Genomic DNA, 13,915 nt, shown 5'->3' with positions numbered 1-13,915 from the left:
CGATGAAGCTCTCCGTCAACGGCACCGAGATATTTGTCGCAACCGGCGGCCGCGAGTTCGACAAATCGTTGACTACGGTCGTCTTCATCCATGGTGCCGGCTTCGATCATGCGACCTGGGCCCTGCATACGCGCTGGTTCGCCCATCACGGCTTTGGCGTGCTCGCACCTGATCTGCCGGGTCACGGCCGCTCCGCCGGACCATCGCTCACAAGCATCGCCGAGATGGCCGACTGGACCGCGGCGCTGCTCGATGCGGCCGGAGCTACGAAAGCGCATTTGATCGGCCATTCCATGGGATCGCTGATCTCGCTCGAGACCGCCGCGCGTCACCCCGACAAAGTCTCCGCGCTGAGCCTGATCGGCACGGCTGCAACCATGACTGTCGGCGCGGATCTGTTGAAGGCTGCCGAAGCCAACTCGCAGGACGCCAACGACATGGTCTCGATCTGGGGCCTCGGCTTTAGCGCCGAGCTCGGCGGCAGCCTCGCGCCCGGCCTGTGGATGCATGGCGGCGCACAGGCGGTGCTTCAGGCTTGCGAACCGGGCGTGCTGTTCAGGGATTTGTCGGCCTGCAATGCCTACGCGAATGCACTGACCGCGGCCGCAAGCGTCAAGGTGCCGACAACTGTGATCCTCGGCGAGCGAGACATGATGACACCCGTGAAGGCCGGCAAGGCTCTCGCGGCGGCGATCCCGCACGCCAAGACCGTCGTGGTGCCGGGCGCCGGCCATATGATTATGGCCGAGCGCCCGGATGAACTACTGGCGGCGCTCAGGGGCTAGCTCCCGACTCAGGAGCCCGGCGTCCACTTCCAGGCGATGTCGGAGACGTTGACCGGCTTCGGAATCAGGCCGAGCTTGGCAAACCGGTCGGCGATGGCCTGCTGCGTCTTGATCACCTCGGCATCGAGCGGCACCACGTTGTAGGTGGATCGATTCACGAAGCGCCTGATGGCCTCGATCTCCACACCCGTTGCCTCCGCCTGCGCCTTCGCCACCTCCTCATGATGGGAATTCGCCCAGCCGCCTTCAGCCGCGAAGGCCGTGTTGAGCTTCGCGACCAGCGAGGGATATCGTTCGACGAAATCGGTGTTGGCGATGTAGAAGGCGTTCGGCTTGTGAACGTCCTTGTCGAAGACCAGAACGCGCGCATTCTCCTTCAATTCGGCGAGCGCGAGATACGGGTCCCAGATCGACCAGGCGTCGACCGAGCCCTTGACGAAGGCTGCTGTCGCGTCCGCCGGCGCGAGCGGCGCCGGAGTGATGTCGGACCAGCACAGGCCGGCCTTCTCGAGCGATGCGACCAGGAGATTATGCGCGCTCGATCCCTTGCCGAAGGCGACGCGCTTGCCTTTGAGATCGGCAATCGTCTTGATCGGCGAGTCCTTCGGCACGACGATGGCCTGATTGTCGCCTTCGGACTTCACGGCCGCGACATAACGGATCCTGGCGCCGCCGGCCTGCGCGAAGATCGGCGGGGTGTCGCCGACAAAGCCGAAATCGACGCTGCCGACATTGATCGCTTCCAGCAGGGGCGGACCGAACTGGAAGTCGATCCACTTGACCTCGATGCCGAGCGGCTTGAATGCGGTTTCGAGCGTCTGCCGTTGGCGCACAGCCGGGAAGAAGCCACCCTTCTGAGTGCCGATGCGGATCTCCGCCGGCTTGTCCTCCGCCCGCACGGGCACAGTGATAGCGGTGGTGAGCAGCAGCGCTGCGGCCAGGAGTTGTCGTCGTGCGATCATGTTGCGGTCCTTTCAGTTAGTGAGGGGTGAAGACTTCACGCGCCGGTTCCGCTCGGAGAACACGGCACGTGCAGCGCGCTCGGCCTCGCGTGCAGAGCGGAATTGACGGCCCTCGAGACTGTCGAACAGACGCTCGGAGGAAAAGAAGCGGAAGCCGCGCTCAGTGCGAGTGACGACGCCGGCGGCGCGATCGTGGATTTCGATGATGTAGGCGTTGGACTTGGCTTGCTGTTGGGCTTGGGACATGACTGCTCATTCGCCGAAGTCTCGGCGTTCCTGTCGTGGACATAGCGATATGGAAGGTTGCTAGAAGACCGTCAGCAACAACAACAGGCGCCTGATGCCGCCGAGAAACAGCGCCGCGTCACGCATTCATGCGTGTCGTTCTGATTGCGCTGCTGATCGGTGCTCATGTGGCGGCTTCGGCTCGAGGAGCAGTTTCGACGCTCCGAATATCGAGCGATCAGCGCCTTTGGTCAATGAAATGGCTATCCAAATTTTGCGGCGGGCGCGCTGAGGCGCTTCTCTCACTGCACGCACTGACAGGCGGATTCATCTCACGCGGGCTGCCTCTTCACCTCGCCCCGCCAGCGGGCGAGGTAGACGAGAGAGCAGCGCTCACCACATCGTCGCGGCAGCGCGTTCCGGCCAGATGCGGTCATACTCCGCGCCGCCGACTTTGTTCTGGCTCATCTCGGCGAGGATTTGGCCCGGCGTCGGCAGCGTCTTCGGATCGATGCGCTTGTCGGGATTCCAGAGCTCGGAGCGGACGATGGCGCGGGCACACTGGAAGTAGATCTCGTCCACGCTCATCACCATGACGCTGCGCGGCGCCTTGCCCTCGACCCTGAACGAAGCGAGCAGATTCGGATCGACCGAGAGATGCGCGCGGCCGTTGGCACGGACCGCGTTGCCGGAGCCGGGGATCAGGAACATCAACGACACGCGGGGGTCGCGCACGATGTTGCGCAGCGAATCGACCCGGTTGTTGCCGCGCCGATCCGGCAGCATCAATGTCTTGGGATCGTGAATGCGGACAAAGCCGGGGAGATCGCCGCGCGGCGAGCAGTCGATGCCCTCGGGTCCGATCGTTGCCAGCGCCGCGAAAGGCGCCTTCTCGATGAAGATGCGGTAGAGTGGGGTGACGTGGTCGGCGACCTTGACGGTCGAGGCGTCATTGGTGGCGCCGTAGATGGCTTCGAGTTCCTCGACCGTCTTGATCACCGTCATTCCGCTCTCTCCTGTTCTGCCGGCGATTAATCGTGCCAGCACTCATTCCTGATCACGCGCACAAGCTGACGACTGTGATAGTCCGCGCTGCCCGCGTTGAGGATGGTCAGATCGGCATTGGCCGAGGCATCGTCGACGCTGCGTGTGAGCCGATCGGCGATGTTGCCGTCGCTGTGACGCGCGCGCGCGGCAAGACGCTGCGCCAGCACGTCGGGCGGCGCCGTGATCGCGACCACGGCAACGTTGGCATAGGTCCGGCGCAGCGCGCGGATCACCGTGCGCGAGACGTTGACCACCACGGTGCGGCCCGCGCGGATGTCGTCATTGATCTCCCGCGGCAGCGCATAGGAATGCCCGTGTGCGTCCCAATGCACGGCGAAAACGCCGTGATCGCGCGCACGGGCGAAGTCGTCGGGGCTCACGGCGATGTTGTCCTCGTCGGCGGAGGATGCGCGCGTCACGACGCGGCGCGGGAAGACGACGTCGGGATCGTCGACACAGGCCGCCTGCGCGAGCCGCAGCAACGTGTCCTTGCCGGCGCCGCTCGGGCCGACGACGAGCACGAGCCGGCCGGGACCGATCGCGTCCGCCGCGCCCTGCGCCGTCGCGACGGTCTCGCTCATGCGACGCGGCCCCCTTCACGCCAGACGCTGCGTACCACGGGAACGCTACCGGCGACATGCACGCGGATCAGGTCCGCACGCTTGCCGATCGCGATCTCGCCCCGATCGGTGAGGCCAACCGCATCGGCGGGTGCCTTCGTCACGGTTCGAACGGCGGTCGGCAGGCTGATCGACGGCGCATGCTCGGGCAATTGCAGCGCGCCCAGCAGCAGACTGGACGGGATGTAGTCCGACGACAGGATGTCGAGCAGGCCCTCGCGGGCGAGATCGACCGCGGCGATGTTGCCGGAATGCGAACCGCCGCGCACGACATTGGGCGCGCCCATCAGGATGTCGATGCCGGCATGGTGCAGGCCGCGCGCGGCCTCGATCGTGGTGGGGAACTCCGCCACCGCGACACCGTCACGCACGGCATCCTCAACGTTCTCCTCCGTGGTGTCGTCATGGCTCGCCAGCGGAATCCTGTACTGGTGCGCCAGCGCCACGATCTCGCGCATATTGGTCGCGGCATATTGCTTCTGGTACTCGAAGCGCCTGGCAAAGAGCTCGTCGAGCTCGGCGTCGGTCTTTCCGCCGTTCTTGCCACGGTAATAGTCGCGGAGCTTGCCTTCGTCGCGAAACTGGCGCTGGCCGGGCGTGTGATCCATCAGCGATATCAGCTTGACGTCAGGCCGGTCGATCAGCTCCCTGGCCTCTTCCACCACGCTCGGCATCGGGATTTCGCAGCGCAAATGCAGGAAGTGGTCGGCGCGCAGCAGATTGCCATCCCGCGCAGCCGTGATCGCGGCGGCGAGCACGCCGGCGCGGCCATCGACCTCCTCGGCGCCATCCTCGCGCCAGACCCGGAGCGAATCGAACACAGTGGTGATGCCCGAGGTCGCGAGCTGGCCGTCATAGGAGACGACAGCGGCGACCGGATTCCAGAACACCTTTGGACGCGGCACGTAATGCGCCTCCAGATGATCGGTGTGGAGTTCGATCAGACCCGGCATGATCAGGTCGCCGCCGGCATCCTCGGCTCCTGCGGGCGCCCTGCCCTCGCCGATTTCGGCGATGCGTCCGTCCGCGAGAGCAAGCCAGCCCTGCTCGATCACCCGGTCAGCCAGCACGATCCTGGCGTTGGCGATCACAATGTCCTTCGGCTTCATATCCATGTCCTTCAGGCCGCGGCGGCAAAGCTGGTGACGTCGACGATGCGGTCGGCGATCAAATGGCGGATTTCGTCGTCATGGACAATGGCGACCATGGCGACGCCCTGGCGTTTCTTCTCGGCGACCAGCTCGACCACGACGGCGCGGTTGGCGGCATCCAGCGATGCGGTCGGCTCGTCCAGCAGCAGGATCGGCAGGTCCGGGATGAAGCCGCGCGCGATGTTGACGCGCTGCTGCTCGCCGCCGGAGAACGTCGCGGGCGGCAGCTGCCAAAGCCTCTCGGGAATGTTGAGGCGATGCAACAGCTCACCGGCGCGCGCTTGTGCATCAGCCCGGCTGCGGCCGTTGACGATCAGCGGCTCGGCGACGACGTCGATGGTCGCAACGCGCGGCACCGCGCGCAGGAACTGGCTGACATAGCCGATGGTGGTCCGACGAACGTTGAGGACCCGCCGCGGCTCGGCGGTGGCGAGATCGATGAGCGAGCCGCGATGCCGGATGCCGACATGGCCGGAATCACAGCGGTAATTGCCGAAGATCATCTTCAGGATCGAGGATTTGCCGGCGCCCGATGGACCTGAGAGCACCACGCATTCACCCCGTTGGACCTGGAAGGTCACGCCGCGCACGACAGGCAGTTCGATGCCGCCTTGCAGGTGCATCGTAAAGGTCTTTCTGGCGTCGGCGATATCGATCATGACGGTCATAGGCAGGCTCTTGTTCGAAGGCTCATGGCGGCAAAATCGAGGAGACGAGGAGCTGGGTGTAGGGCTCGCGCGGATCGTCCAGCACCTGGTCGGTCAGACCTGTTTCGATGACGCGGCCGCCCTTCATCACCATCACGCGATGCGACAACAGCCGCGCAACCGCGAGATCGTGGGTGACAATGACGACGGCGAGATGCAGTTCGGCGACGAGATTGCGCAAGAGATCGAGCAGGCGGGCCTGGACCGACACATCAAGTCCGCCGGTCGGCTCGTCCATGAACACCAGCCGCGGCCCGGTGACGAGGTTGCGCGCGATCTGGAGACGCTGGCGCATGCCGCCGGAATAGGTGCGCGGCGCATCGTCGATGCGCGCGACGTCGATCTCGACACGGGTCAGCCAGTCGGAGGCGGATTGGCGGATGCGGCCGTAATGGTTCCAGCCCACGGCCATCAGCCGCTCGCCGACATTGGCGCCGGCCGAGACTGCCATGCGCAGGCCCTGCGCCGGATCCTGGTGCACAAAACCCCAATCGGTACGGAACAGCAGACGCCGCTCGGCCTCGCCAAGCGCGGCGAGATCGCGCGTGACGCCATCGCGCATGCGATAGGACACCTGTCCGCCGCCGGCGGCGAGTTGACCTGACAGCAGCTGCAGCAGTGTCGACTTCCCCGAACCGGATTCGCCGACGATCGCCAGCACCTCCCCGGGATAGAGCGAGAACGACACGTCGCGGCACGCGGCGATGCGGCCGTAGGATTTGCTGAGGCTATCGGCGATCAGCAGCGGCTGATCAGCTTCGAGCGTACCGAAATCAGCCATTTGCTTTCCCTTGTGCTTTCCCCTGCGCCTTGTCCTTGTAGGGTGCAGCACTCAGGGCACCGTGATGGCCGGCGGCCTGCCGGCCCTCGCAATAGTCGGTGTCCGAGCAGACGAACATGCGGCTGCCCTTGTCGTCGGTGACGATCTCGTCGAGATAGGAATTTTCCGCGCCACATAGCGCACAGGGCGCGTTGAAGCGATAGGGCTCGAACGGGTGGTCCTCGAAATCGAGCGACACCACCTTCGTATAGGGCGGGATCGCGTAGATGCGCTTCTCGCGGCCGGCGCCGAACAATTGCAGCGCCGGGCAATTGTCCATCTTGGGATTGTCGAACTTCGGCGTCGGCGACGGGTCCATCACGTAGCGCGCATTCACCTTCACGGGATAGGCGTAGGCGGTCGCGATGTGACCGAAGCGGGCGATGTCCTCGTAGAGCTTCACATGCATCAACCCGTATTCGGCGAGCGCATGCATGCGCCGTGTCTCGGTCTCGCGCGGCTCGAGGAAGCGTAAGGGCTCCGGGATGGGCACCTGGTAGACCAGAACCTGGTTCGCAAGCAGCGACGCCTCGGGGATGCGATGGCGCGTCTGGATCACCGTCGCCTCTTCGGTCGAAGTCGTCGTCGCGACGCCGGCGGTCTTGGCGAAGAATTTTCGGATCGAGATCGCATTGGTGGTGTCGTCCGAGCCCTGGTCGATCACCTTCAGCACGTCCTGCGGTCCCAGGATCGCGGCCGTCACCTGCACGCCGCCGGTGCCCCAGCCATAGGGCATCGGCATTTCGCGGCTGGCGAACGGCACCTGATAGCCGGGAATCGCGATCGCCTTGAGGATCGCACGGCGGATCATCCGCTTGGTCTGCTCGTCGAGATAGGCGAAATTGTAGGCGGGCGCGTTCATTCCGCGGCCTCCTTCATGGCATCGGCCGCATTGGCTTCGGCAGAAGCTTCGGCGAATTCCTTGCGCAGCTTGCGCAACAGGCCGAGCTCGGATTGGAAGTCGACATAATGCGGCAGCTTCAGATGCTCGACGAAACCGGTCGCCTGGACGTTGTCCGAATGCGACATGATGAATTCTTCATCTTGCGCCGGAGCTCCGACCTCTTCGCCGAGCTCGCGGGCACGCAGCGCGCGGTCGACCAGTGCCATCGACATGGTCTTGCGCTCGCTCTGGCCGAAGGCCAGGCCATAGCCGCGGGTGAAGCACGGCGCTTCGCTCGCCGAGCCCTTGAACTGGTTGACCATCTGGCACTCGGTCAGCTCGATCGAACCGAGCGGCACGGCGAAGCCGACGTCCTCTGCTGCGAATTCGACCTCGACCTCGCCGAAGCGGATCTCACCGGCAAAGGGATGGTTGCGGCCATAGCCACGCTGGGTGGAGTAGCCCATCGCCAGCAGAAAGCCTTCGTCCCCACGCGCGAGATTTTGCAGGCGCAGATCGCGGTCCGCCGGAAAGTTCAGCGGCTCGCGGGTGAGATCACCGACGCTGGCGCCGTCTTCGGCCTGCGGCGAAGTCTCGATCAGCCCGTCACGACCGAGAATGTCGGTCACGCGCGGCGTCGGCGCCGTCGAGGCCTCGGCCAGGGCCGGCGCTTCCGGCACGAAGCCGCCGGCGAGCGAGGGATCGAGCAGGCGATGCGTATAGTCGAAGGTGGGGCCGAGGATCTGACCGCCGGGAATGTCCTTGAAGGTCGACGACACCCGCCGCTGCACCCTCATCGCGCCGGTGTCGACCGGTTCGCTGGCGCCGAAGCGCGGCAAGGTGGCGCGGAAGGCGCGAACCAGGAAGATCGCCTCGATCAGGTCGCCACGGGCCTGCTTGATCGCGAGCGCTGCGAGCTCGCGGTCATAGAGCGAACCTTCGCTCATGACGCGATCGACGGCGAGCCCAAGCTGCTCAGAGATCTGGTCGAGCGTGACTTCCGCAACGCTTTGGTCGCCGCGCCTGGCATTGGCGAGCAGGCGATGAGCGTTCTCGATGGCGCGTTCGCCACCCTTGACTGCGACATACATGCCTCTAGCCTCCCTTGCCCAGGACTCGCGTGGTGCGCGGGATCGCAGCCACGGCATCATCGGCGACCAGAAGCACGTCGATGCCACGCGGAAACAGGGTTTCGTTGCAACGAAGACGTTCGAACAGGTCGGGGGGCTTGATCGTGGCCTGAAGCGTCGCGGCACCGTCAATGCCGGGGCCACGCAGCTCGAAGCCCGGTCCTCGGTCCAGGCTTTCGACCTGGATGATCACCGTGGTCGAACGGTCAGGATATTCGTTGGTGCCGAGCGCGAAGCGCTCGAACGGGGGCAACGCACCGCCGTCACTGATCAGAGCGAACGCCGCGATCGAGGCATCCTGCACCACCGGCGCACCGCTGTGGAACTTGAGCCATTTCAGGACGTCGGGGCTTTCCGCCATCCGAGCATCGAGCCAGAGCGGCGTGTCATGATCGAACAGCGTCAGCGCGATCGCGGCGGTGCCACGCATCATCGTCTCAGGTGTTCCGGCCATCGGCAGGATGCGCTGGACCGAGCCCGGCCGCGCCATCGCATCCATGACCGAGCGAAAGGTCGATTGCGCCGACAAAACCTTGTCGGCGAACCCCGGCGGCAGTTCCGCAATCGTGGTCATGGCCTCACCCTTCACCGCGCACCATGGTGTAGAAATCAACCTTCGTCGCAGCGGTCTCTTCCGCCGCGCGCCTGCGTCTCGTCACAAGCTGCTCGCGCAGCGGCGCGATAACGTCGCGCTCGACAGCCGCGCCAAAATCGCGCGACTGCACCAGCGCGTCGCACAGCGCGATCAGCCGCGCCTTCTCGCCATCGCGCCCGAGCGTGTAGCCGAAGCCGACCTCGCCGCTCGCAAGCCGCACGGCGGCGCGCGACACCGTCGCCTCGCCGAGATTGAACGGCGCGCCATCGCCACCGATCCGGCCGCGCAACATCACCAGGCCGTTCTCCGGCGCGCGTAACTCCTGATGGCCGGGCAAGGAGATCATGCGCAGGCGGGCGGCGATCTCGCCCGCCTCCGCATGCGCCAGCACAGCCATGGCGGCCTGGCGCTGGGCTTGCTGGGTGTTGTGCTGGGTCACCGAATCCACCGACTCTTGTCGAACTCAAGTTGTCTATGATACTAGACAACTTGATACGGAAACGCCATGACCGTTTCGTGACAAACGTGTGATTTTCGGGCTAGGCTGATCGCCGACATGAGCATGCAGGACACCGCCTCTTCAGGCGTCGCGCTGTGGCGCCTCGTTGCCGACGGCATCGAGCGCGGCATCGCCGACGGCCGTTTTGCCACAGGCGACAAGCTGCCGGGCGAGATGGAGATCGCCGAAACCTATCGCGTCAACCGCCACACCGTGCGGCGCGCGCTGGCGGCGCTCGCCGACCGCGGCATCGTGCGCGCCGAGCGCGGCAGCGGAACCTATGTCGAGGCGCAGAAGCTCGCTTATCCCCTGCGCTCGCGCACGCGCTTCTCGGAGATCGTCGGCGCCGACGGCCGCGAGCCGCATGGAAGGATGATCGAGGCGTCGGAGGACGTCGCAACGCGGGAGCTCGCGCGGGAGCTCGGATTGAAGACAGGCGCGCCGCTGGTCAGGATCGAAGCCATCCGCCTCGCCGATCGCAGGCCGATCTGCGTCTCCACCACCTGGCTGTCGGCAGAGTGGTTTCCCGACGCCGGCACGGTGTTTGCCGCCACGCGCTCGATGACGAAGATGCTCGAGCATTACGGTATCAGCGACTACCGCCGCGGCGCCACGAGGATCACGGCCGGCATCGTGGACGCGACCGACGCCGCGCGGCTCGATCTGCCGTTGGGGCGGCCGATCCTGGTGGTCGATGCGACGGATCTCGATCTCGGCGGCAAGCCGCTGCTGACCAAGCACTCGCGGTTTGCAGCCGAGCGGGTGGAGTTTCTGGTGGAGCCGTAGGGAAGGCTCAGGCTACGGCCCGCCGCCCAATGATCGCAAAGCGCAGCTTGCCCGAGATGAAATCGATCGCGGCGACTGCGACCAGGATCATCAGGATCAGGAAGGATACCTTCTGCCATTCCAGCACGCGGATCTGCTCGGCGAGCTGGAGGCCGATGCCGCCGGCGCCGACGATGCCGATGATGGTTGCCGAGCGCGTGTTGGACTCGGTGAAGTAGAGCACCTGGCCGGCGATGACAGGCAGCACCTGCGGCATCAAACCGAAGCGGATCTCGTGCAGCACGCCGCCGCCGGAGGCACGGATGCCCTCGACCTGCTTCTGGTCGGCGCCTTCGATCGCCTCCGAGAACAGCTTGCCGAAGGCGCCGAAATCCGACACCGCGATCGCGAGCACGCCGGCGAACGGGCCGAGCCCGACGACGTTGATCCAGACCAGCGCCCAGATCAGGGTGTCGACGCCGCGGATCGAATCGAGGAACCGCCGCACCGGGAAGCGGACGATTTCAGGCACGATATTACGCGCCGCAATCAGGCTGACCGGCAGCGCCATCAGTGCGGCCAGCGTGGTGCCGAGCAGCGCGATCGACAGCGTCTCGCCCAGCGCTTTCAGATAAAGCGGCAGCGACGAGCCGGGATCGGGCGGCATCATCATCATGCCGATCCAGCCGAGCTGGCTCAGCCCCGAGATGAAACGCGAGGGCGAGAAATCGAGATCGACCAGGCCGAACACGAAGATCGCTAGCGCAGCGAGCAGCATCATCGGCGTCGCCAGGCGCGACGACGCCGGGCGGTCGAAGACGTCGGGATAGCGCGCGCGGAACTCCGCAGTGTTCACTTCAGGCGGCTTGCTCAATTTCGCGCCTCCCTGCCAAACAGGCGGCCGCGCACCCAGCCGGTGGTGATGTCGATCAGGAAGACCGTGACGATGATGGTGACGAGGATGGCGCTGACATCGGAGTAGTAGAACTTACGGATCGCGACGATCAGCTCCTGCCCGATGCCGCCGGCGCCAACAAAGCCCATGACGGAAGCTTCGCGGACGTTGATCTCGAAGCGCAGCAGCGCGTAGCTGGCATAGCCCGCCGAGACCTGCGGCAGGATCGCAAATCGCATGCAGGAGATCCAGCTCGCGCCGGTGGAGCGGATACCTTCGACAGGCTTCATGTCCGCATTCTCGACGATCTCCGAGAACAGTTTTCCGAGCGCGCCGGTCGAGTGGATCGCGATCGCCAGCACACCCGCGACCGGACCGAGGCCGAAGGCCATGACGAAGATCAACGCAAACACGATGCCGGGCACCGTGCGCGCGAATTCAAGCAAGCGCCGCACCGTGAAGCGCAGCCAGGCCGCGGGCGAGGTGTTCTCAGCGGACAAGAAATTCAGCGCGAAGGCGAAAACGCTGCCGATCAGCGTGCCGACATAGCTGATCAGCAGCGTCTCGCCGAGCAGTCTCAGCCATTTGTGCCGGCCCCAGAACCACTCGCCAGGATTGGTCCAGACCCGCTGGCCGCTATCGAGGGTCAGGATGCGGTCGAAATAGCTGACGAAGTTGCCGAAATAGCTGAAGAACGTCCGCAAATTCACCTCGGCGCCGATCGAGGCCACAATCAGCGCGACGACGAAGACGGCGAGGCCCGCCAGCAGCCGCAAGCGCTTGCGTGCGACCGCCTTGCGATAGGCGGCGTTGAGGGCGGCGAGCTGCTGCTCGGGAAGGATCGAAACCGCAATCGTCATCGAAGGCACAGATCCAGGACAGACAGATCCATCAAGAAAAGAGCCGGGTCCCTCGACCCGGCTCCAGTACATCGTCCCGACGAGGTCAGGACGCCTTCTTGCGCAGATTGTCGACGAACTTGATCAGCTCGATGGTCTTGTTGTAATCGTCGGTGGCGACCGGCTCCCAGGGCTTGTTCTTGCCGTCGGAGAGCTTCTTGAACGCCTCGGGGTCCTTCGTCGCCGCATCCAGGAAGGCCTTCTTGATCGCGGCCTTCATGTCGTCAGGCAGATCGCTGAGATAGGCATAGGGCGAGTTGATGATGAGGTCGGACTTCACGATGATGCGGAAATCCTCCTTCTTCATCGGCGTGCCGTCGGCCGACTTCACCATGCCCTTGTTGAGCATGCGGGTCAGGTTGGAATCGTCGTCGGCGTTCCACCAGTTGGCGGCGACATCGACGGTTCCTTGCGCGAGCGCGAGAACGGCGTTCTCGTGGCTGCCGGTGAAGACGACCTTGGAGAAATAGGCATCGGGATCGATCCCCATCGCGTTCAGCTTGAAGCGGGGCATGTTGTTGCCGGACGTGGAGTTCGGATCGACCAGCCCGAGGTTCTTGCCCTTGAGATCCTCGATCTTCCGGTACGGCGATTTCGCCAACACGTAGAACACCGAGTAGTAGCCCTTCGAGCCGTCGGAATTGACGTCGATGACGAAGGCGTCGGTCTTCACGCCGGTGAGGCGGGCACGCGCAAAGGAAGCCGGACCGTAATAGCCGATCTGGATGTTGCCGGCGCGCTGGCCCTCGATCAGAGCCGCGTAGTCGTTGGCGACACGCAGTGTGACCTTGATGCCAAGCTCCTTGGACAGATAGCTGATGAAGGGGGCATAGCGCTCGGTCACGCCCGAGCCGTTCTCGGCCGGAATCGCGGCGAAGGTGATCTCCGGATATTTCGTCCTCCAGTCTTCGGCGGAGGCGGATCCGGCAAAGGTCAACGCGGCTGCGCCGGCGAGAATGAGTCTGCGAGTGATCATGATGTCCTCTTCATGTGATAGGATCGGTTGACGCAAGACTGGCAATAATGGATGCGGCGCGGCTCAGGCAGCCGCGGCCCTTCCGAGCGCCGGGACGCCCTCGGGCGCCGGCGCAGGCGCGCCGCCCATGATTTCGGCGGCTTCGAGATCATAGAGCTCACGCGCGACGAGGTCGGTCAGTGCGGACGGGGCGCCATCGAACACCACCCGCCCCTGCGCCATACCGATCAGACGGTCGCAATAGCTGCGCGCCAGATCGAGCGAATGCAAATTGCAGATCACGGTGATGCCGAAGTGCTTGTTGATGCGCAGCAGCGCGTCCATGACGATCTTGGTGTTGCGCGGATCGAGCGAGGCGATCGGCTCGTCGGCGAGGATGATGTCCGGCTGCTGCACCAGCGCCCGCGCGATGGCGACGCGCTGCTGCTGGCCGCCGGAGAGCTGGTCGGCGCGCTGGGCGGCGAGCGCGGCGATGTCGAACTGTTCGAGCGCCGACATCGCCAGCGCCTTGTCTTGCTCGGGCCAGACCTGCGATAGCGAGCGCCAGGCCGGCATGGTTGCCAAACGACCCATCAGCACATTGGTCAGCACGTCGAGCCGGCCGACCAGGTTGAACTGCTGGAAGATCATGGCCGAGCGCGCCCGCCACTGTCGCAGCTCCTTGCCACGCAGCGCGGTGACGTCGAGGCCGTCGAACAGGATGCGGCCCTGCGTCGGCGTCACCAGACGGTTGATGGTCCGCAGCAAGGTGGACTTGCCGGCGCCGGAGCGCCCGATCACACCGACGAAGCCGCCGGGCGAGATTTGAAACGAAGCGTCGTCCACCGCGGCTTTTGCGCCGAAGCGGCACGTCAGACCCTCAACCACCAGCATGCAGCGCTCCAGAGTAGCTGGAGCCCACCGCTAGCGCCGGCGGTTGACACTCGTGTGACATGAGCACGACGGTGCGGCGATCC

General features: G+C 65.0%; 17 protein-coding genes. 2 read left to right on the top strand and 15 right to left on the bottom strand.

What is annotated here, in order from left to right; genetic code table 11:
- Positions 1 to 2: 2 nt before the first annotated feature.
- Positions 3 to 785 carry an alpha/beta fold hydrolase gene (locus ACVIIW_RS12295; RefSeq protein ID WP_456700988.1) on the top strand — a complete coding sequence of 261 codons (783 nt, stop codon included), beginning with the start codon at positions 3 to 5 and terminating at the stop codon, positions 783 to 785.
- Between the two features lie 8 nt (positions 786 to 793).
- Here the strand turns inward: ACVIIW_RS12295 and ACVIIW_RS12290 are convergent, their stop codons facing one another.
- The 11 genes from ACVIIW_RS12290 to phnG all read right to left on the bottom strand — a co-directional run bounded on the left by ACVIIW_RS12290 (position 794) and on the right by phnG (position 9,373).
- Positions 794 to 1,747: an aliphatic sulfonate ABC transporter substrate-binding protein gene (locus ACVIIW_RS12290; RefSeq protein ID WP_456700987.1), complete on the bottom strand. Its 954-nt coding sequence runs from the start codon at positions 1,745 to 1,747 to the stop codon at positions 794 to 796.
- Between the two features lie 12 nt (positions 1,748 to 1,759).
- On the bottom strand, positions 1,760 to 1,993 hold the full coding sequence (locus tag ACVIIW_RS12285) for a hypothetical protein (protein WP_456700986.1): 234 nt from the start codon (positions 1,991 to 1,993) through the stop codon (positions 1,760 to 1,762).
- A gap of 372 nt (positions 1,994 to 2,365) precedes the next feature.
- A complete protein-coding gene (locus ACVIIW_RS12280; RefSeq protein ID WP_456700985.1) occupies positions 2,366 to 2,977 on the bottom strand; it encodes a pyridoxamine 5'-phosphate oxidase family protein in 612 nt (203 codons plus the stop codon).
- 26 nt (positions 2,978 to 3,003) lie between these two features.
- On the bottom strand, positions 3,004 to 3,600 hold the full coding sequence (gene phnN / locus ACVIIW_RS12275; RefSeq protein ID WP_456700984.1) for a phosphonate metabolism protein/1,5-bisphosphokinase (PRPP-forming) PhnN: 597 nt from the start codon (positions 3,598 to 3,600) through the stop codon (positions 3,004 to 3,006).
- Positions 3,597 to 4,754 carry an alpha-D-ribose 1-methylphosphonate 5-triphosphate diphosphatase gene (locus tag ACVIIW_RS12270; RefSeq protein ID WP_456700983.1) on the bottom strand — a complete coding sequence of 386 codons (1,158 nt, stop codon included), beginning with the start codon at positions 4,752 to 4,754 and terminating at the stop codon, positions 3,597 to 3,599. Before ACVIIW_RS12270 ends, phnN begins: the two co-directional genes overlap by 4 nt.
- A 5-nt stretch (positions 4,755 to 4,759) precedes the next feature.
- Positions 4,760 to 5,458, bottom strand: a complete 699-nt coding sequence (gene phnL, locus ACVIIW_RS12265; protein WP_456700982.1) for a phosphonate C-P lyase system protein PhnL — start codon at positions 5,456 to 5,458, stop codon at positions 4,760 to 4,762.
- A 22-nt stretch (positions 5,459 to 5,480) separates the two neighbouring features.
- Positions 5,481 to 6,278: a phosphonate C-P lyase system protein PhnK gene (phnK, locus tag ACVIIW_RS12260; protein WP_456700981.1), complete on the bottom strand. Its 798-nt coding sequence runs from the start codon at positions 6,276 to 6,278 to the stop codon at positions 5,481 to 5,483.
- A complete protein-coding gene (locus tag ACVIIW_RS12255; RefSeq protein WP_456700980.1) occupies positions 6,271 to 7,179 on the bottom strand; it encodes an alpha-D-ribose 1-methylphosphonate 5-phosphate C-P-lyase PhnJ in 909 nt (302 codons plus the stop codon). The genes phnK and ACVIIW_RS12255 overlap by 8 nt, the downstream gene beginning before the upstream one ends.
- A complete protein-coding gene (locus ACVIIW_RS12250; RefSeq protein ID WP_456700979.1) occupies positions 7,176 to 8,291 on the bottom strand; it encodes a carbon-phosphorus lyase complex subunit PhnI in 1,116 nt (371 codons plus the stop codon). The genes ACVIIW_RS12255 and ACVIIW_RS12250 overlap by 4 nt, the downstream gene beginning before the upstream one ends.
- A 4-nt stretch (positions 8,292 to 8,295) precedes the next feature.
- Positions 8,296 to 8,904: a phosphonate C-P lyase system protein PhnH gene (gene phnH / locus ACVIIW_RS12245; RefSeq protein WP_456700978.1), complete on the bottom strand. Its 609-nt coding sequence runs from the start codon at positions 8,902 to 8,904 to the stop codon at positions 8,296 to 8,298.
- A gap of 4 nt (positions 8,905 to 8,908) precedes the next feature.
- Positions 8,909 to 9,373, bottom strand: coding sequence for a phosphonate C-P lyase system protein PhnG (gene phnG, locus ACVIIW_RS12240; protein WP_456700977.1), 465 nt, complete (start codon positions 9,371 to 9,373; stop codon positions 8,909 to 8,911).
- 108 nt (positions 9,374 to 9,481) lie between these two features.
- Between phnG and phnF the strand changes: the two genes are divergently transcribed.
- Positions 9,482 to 10,210, top strand: coding sequence for a phosphonate metabolism transcriptional regulator PhnF (phnF, locus tag ACVIIW_RS12235; protein ID WP_456700976.1), 729 nt, complete (start codon positions 9,482 to 9,484; stop codon positions 10,208 to 10,210).
- Between the two features lie 7 nt (positions 10,211 to 10,217).
- Here the strand turns inward: phnF and phnE (ACVIIW_RS12230) are convergent, their stop codons facing one another.
- From phnE (ACVIIW_RS12230) to phnC, 4 genes are all read right to left on the bottom strand, one after another.
- Positions 10,218 to 11,063 carry a phosphonate ABC transporter, permease protein PhnE gene (phnE, locus tag ACVIIW_RS12230; protein ID WP_456700975.1) on the bottom strand — a complete coding sequence of 282 codons (846 nt, stop codon included), beginning with the start codon at positions 11,061 to 11,063 and terminating at the stop codon, positions 10,218 to 10,220.
- The gene (gene phnE / locus ACVIIW_RS12225; RefSeq protein ID WP_456700974.1) at positions 11,060 to 11,944 is read right to left on the bottom strand and encodes a phosphonate ABC transporter, permease protein PhnE; all 885 of its coding nucleotides are present in this window, start codon (positions 11,942 to 11,944) and stop codon (positions 11,060 to 11,062) included. Before phnE (ACVIIW_RS12225) ends, phnE (ACVIIW_RS12230) begins: the two co-directional genes overlap by 4 nt.
- Before the next feature lie 85 nt (positions 11,945 to 12,029).
- On the bottom strand, positions 12,030 to 12,959 hold the full coding sequence (phnD, locus tag ACVIIW_RS12220; protein ID WP_456700973.1) for a phosphonate ABC transporter substrate-binding protein: 930 nt from the start codon (positions 12,957 to 12,959) through the stop codon (positions 12,030 to 12,032).
- 63 nt (positions 12,960 to 13,022) lie between these two features.
- Positions 13,023 to 13,832, bottom strand: a complete 810-nt coding sequence (gene phnC / locus ACVIIW_RS12215; RefSeq protein ID WP_456700972.1) for a phosphonate ABC transporter ATP-binding protein — start codon at positions 13,830 to 13,832, stop codon at positions 13,023 to 13,025.
- Positions 13,833 to 13,915 lie beyond the last annotated feature (83 nt).

This window comes from Bradyrhizobium sp. USDA 4449 (assembly GCF_054056275.1).
The sequence above is the reverse complement of the archived record's forward strand: the minus strand, read 5'-3'. Positions and strand labels throughout refer to the sequence as shown.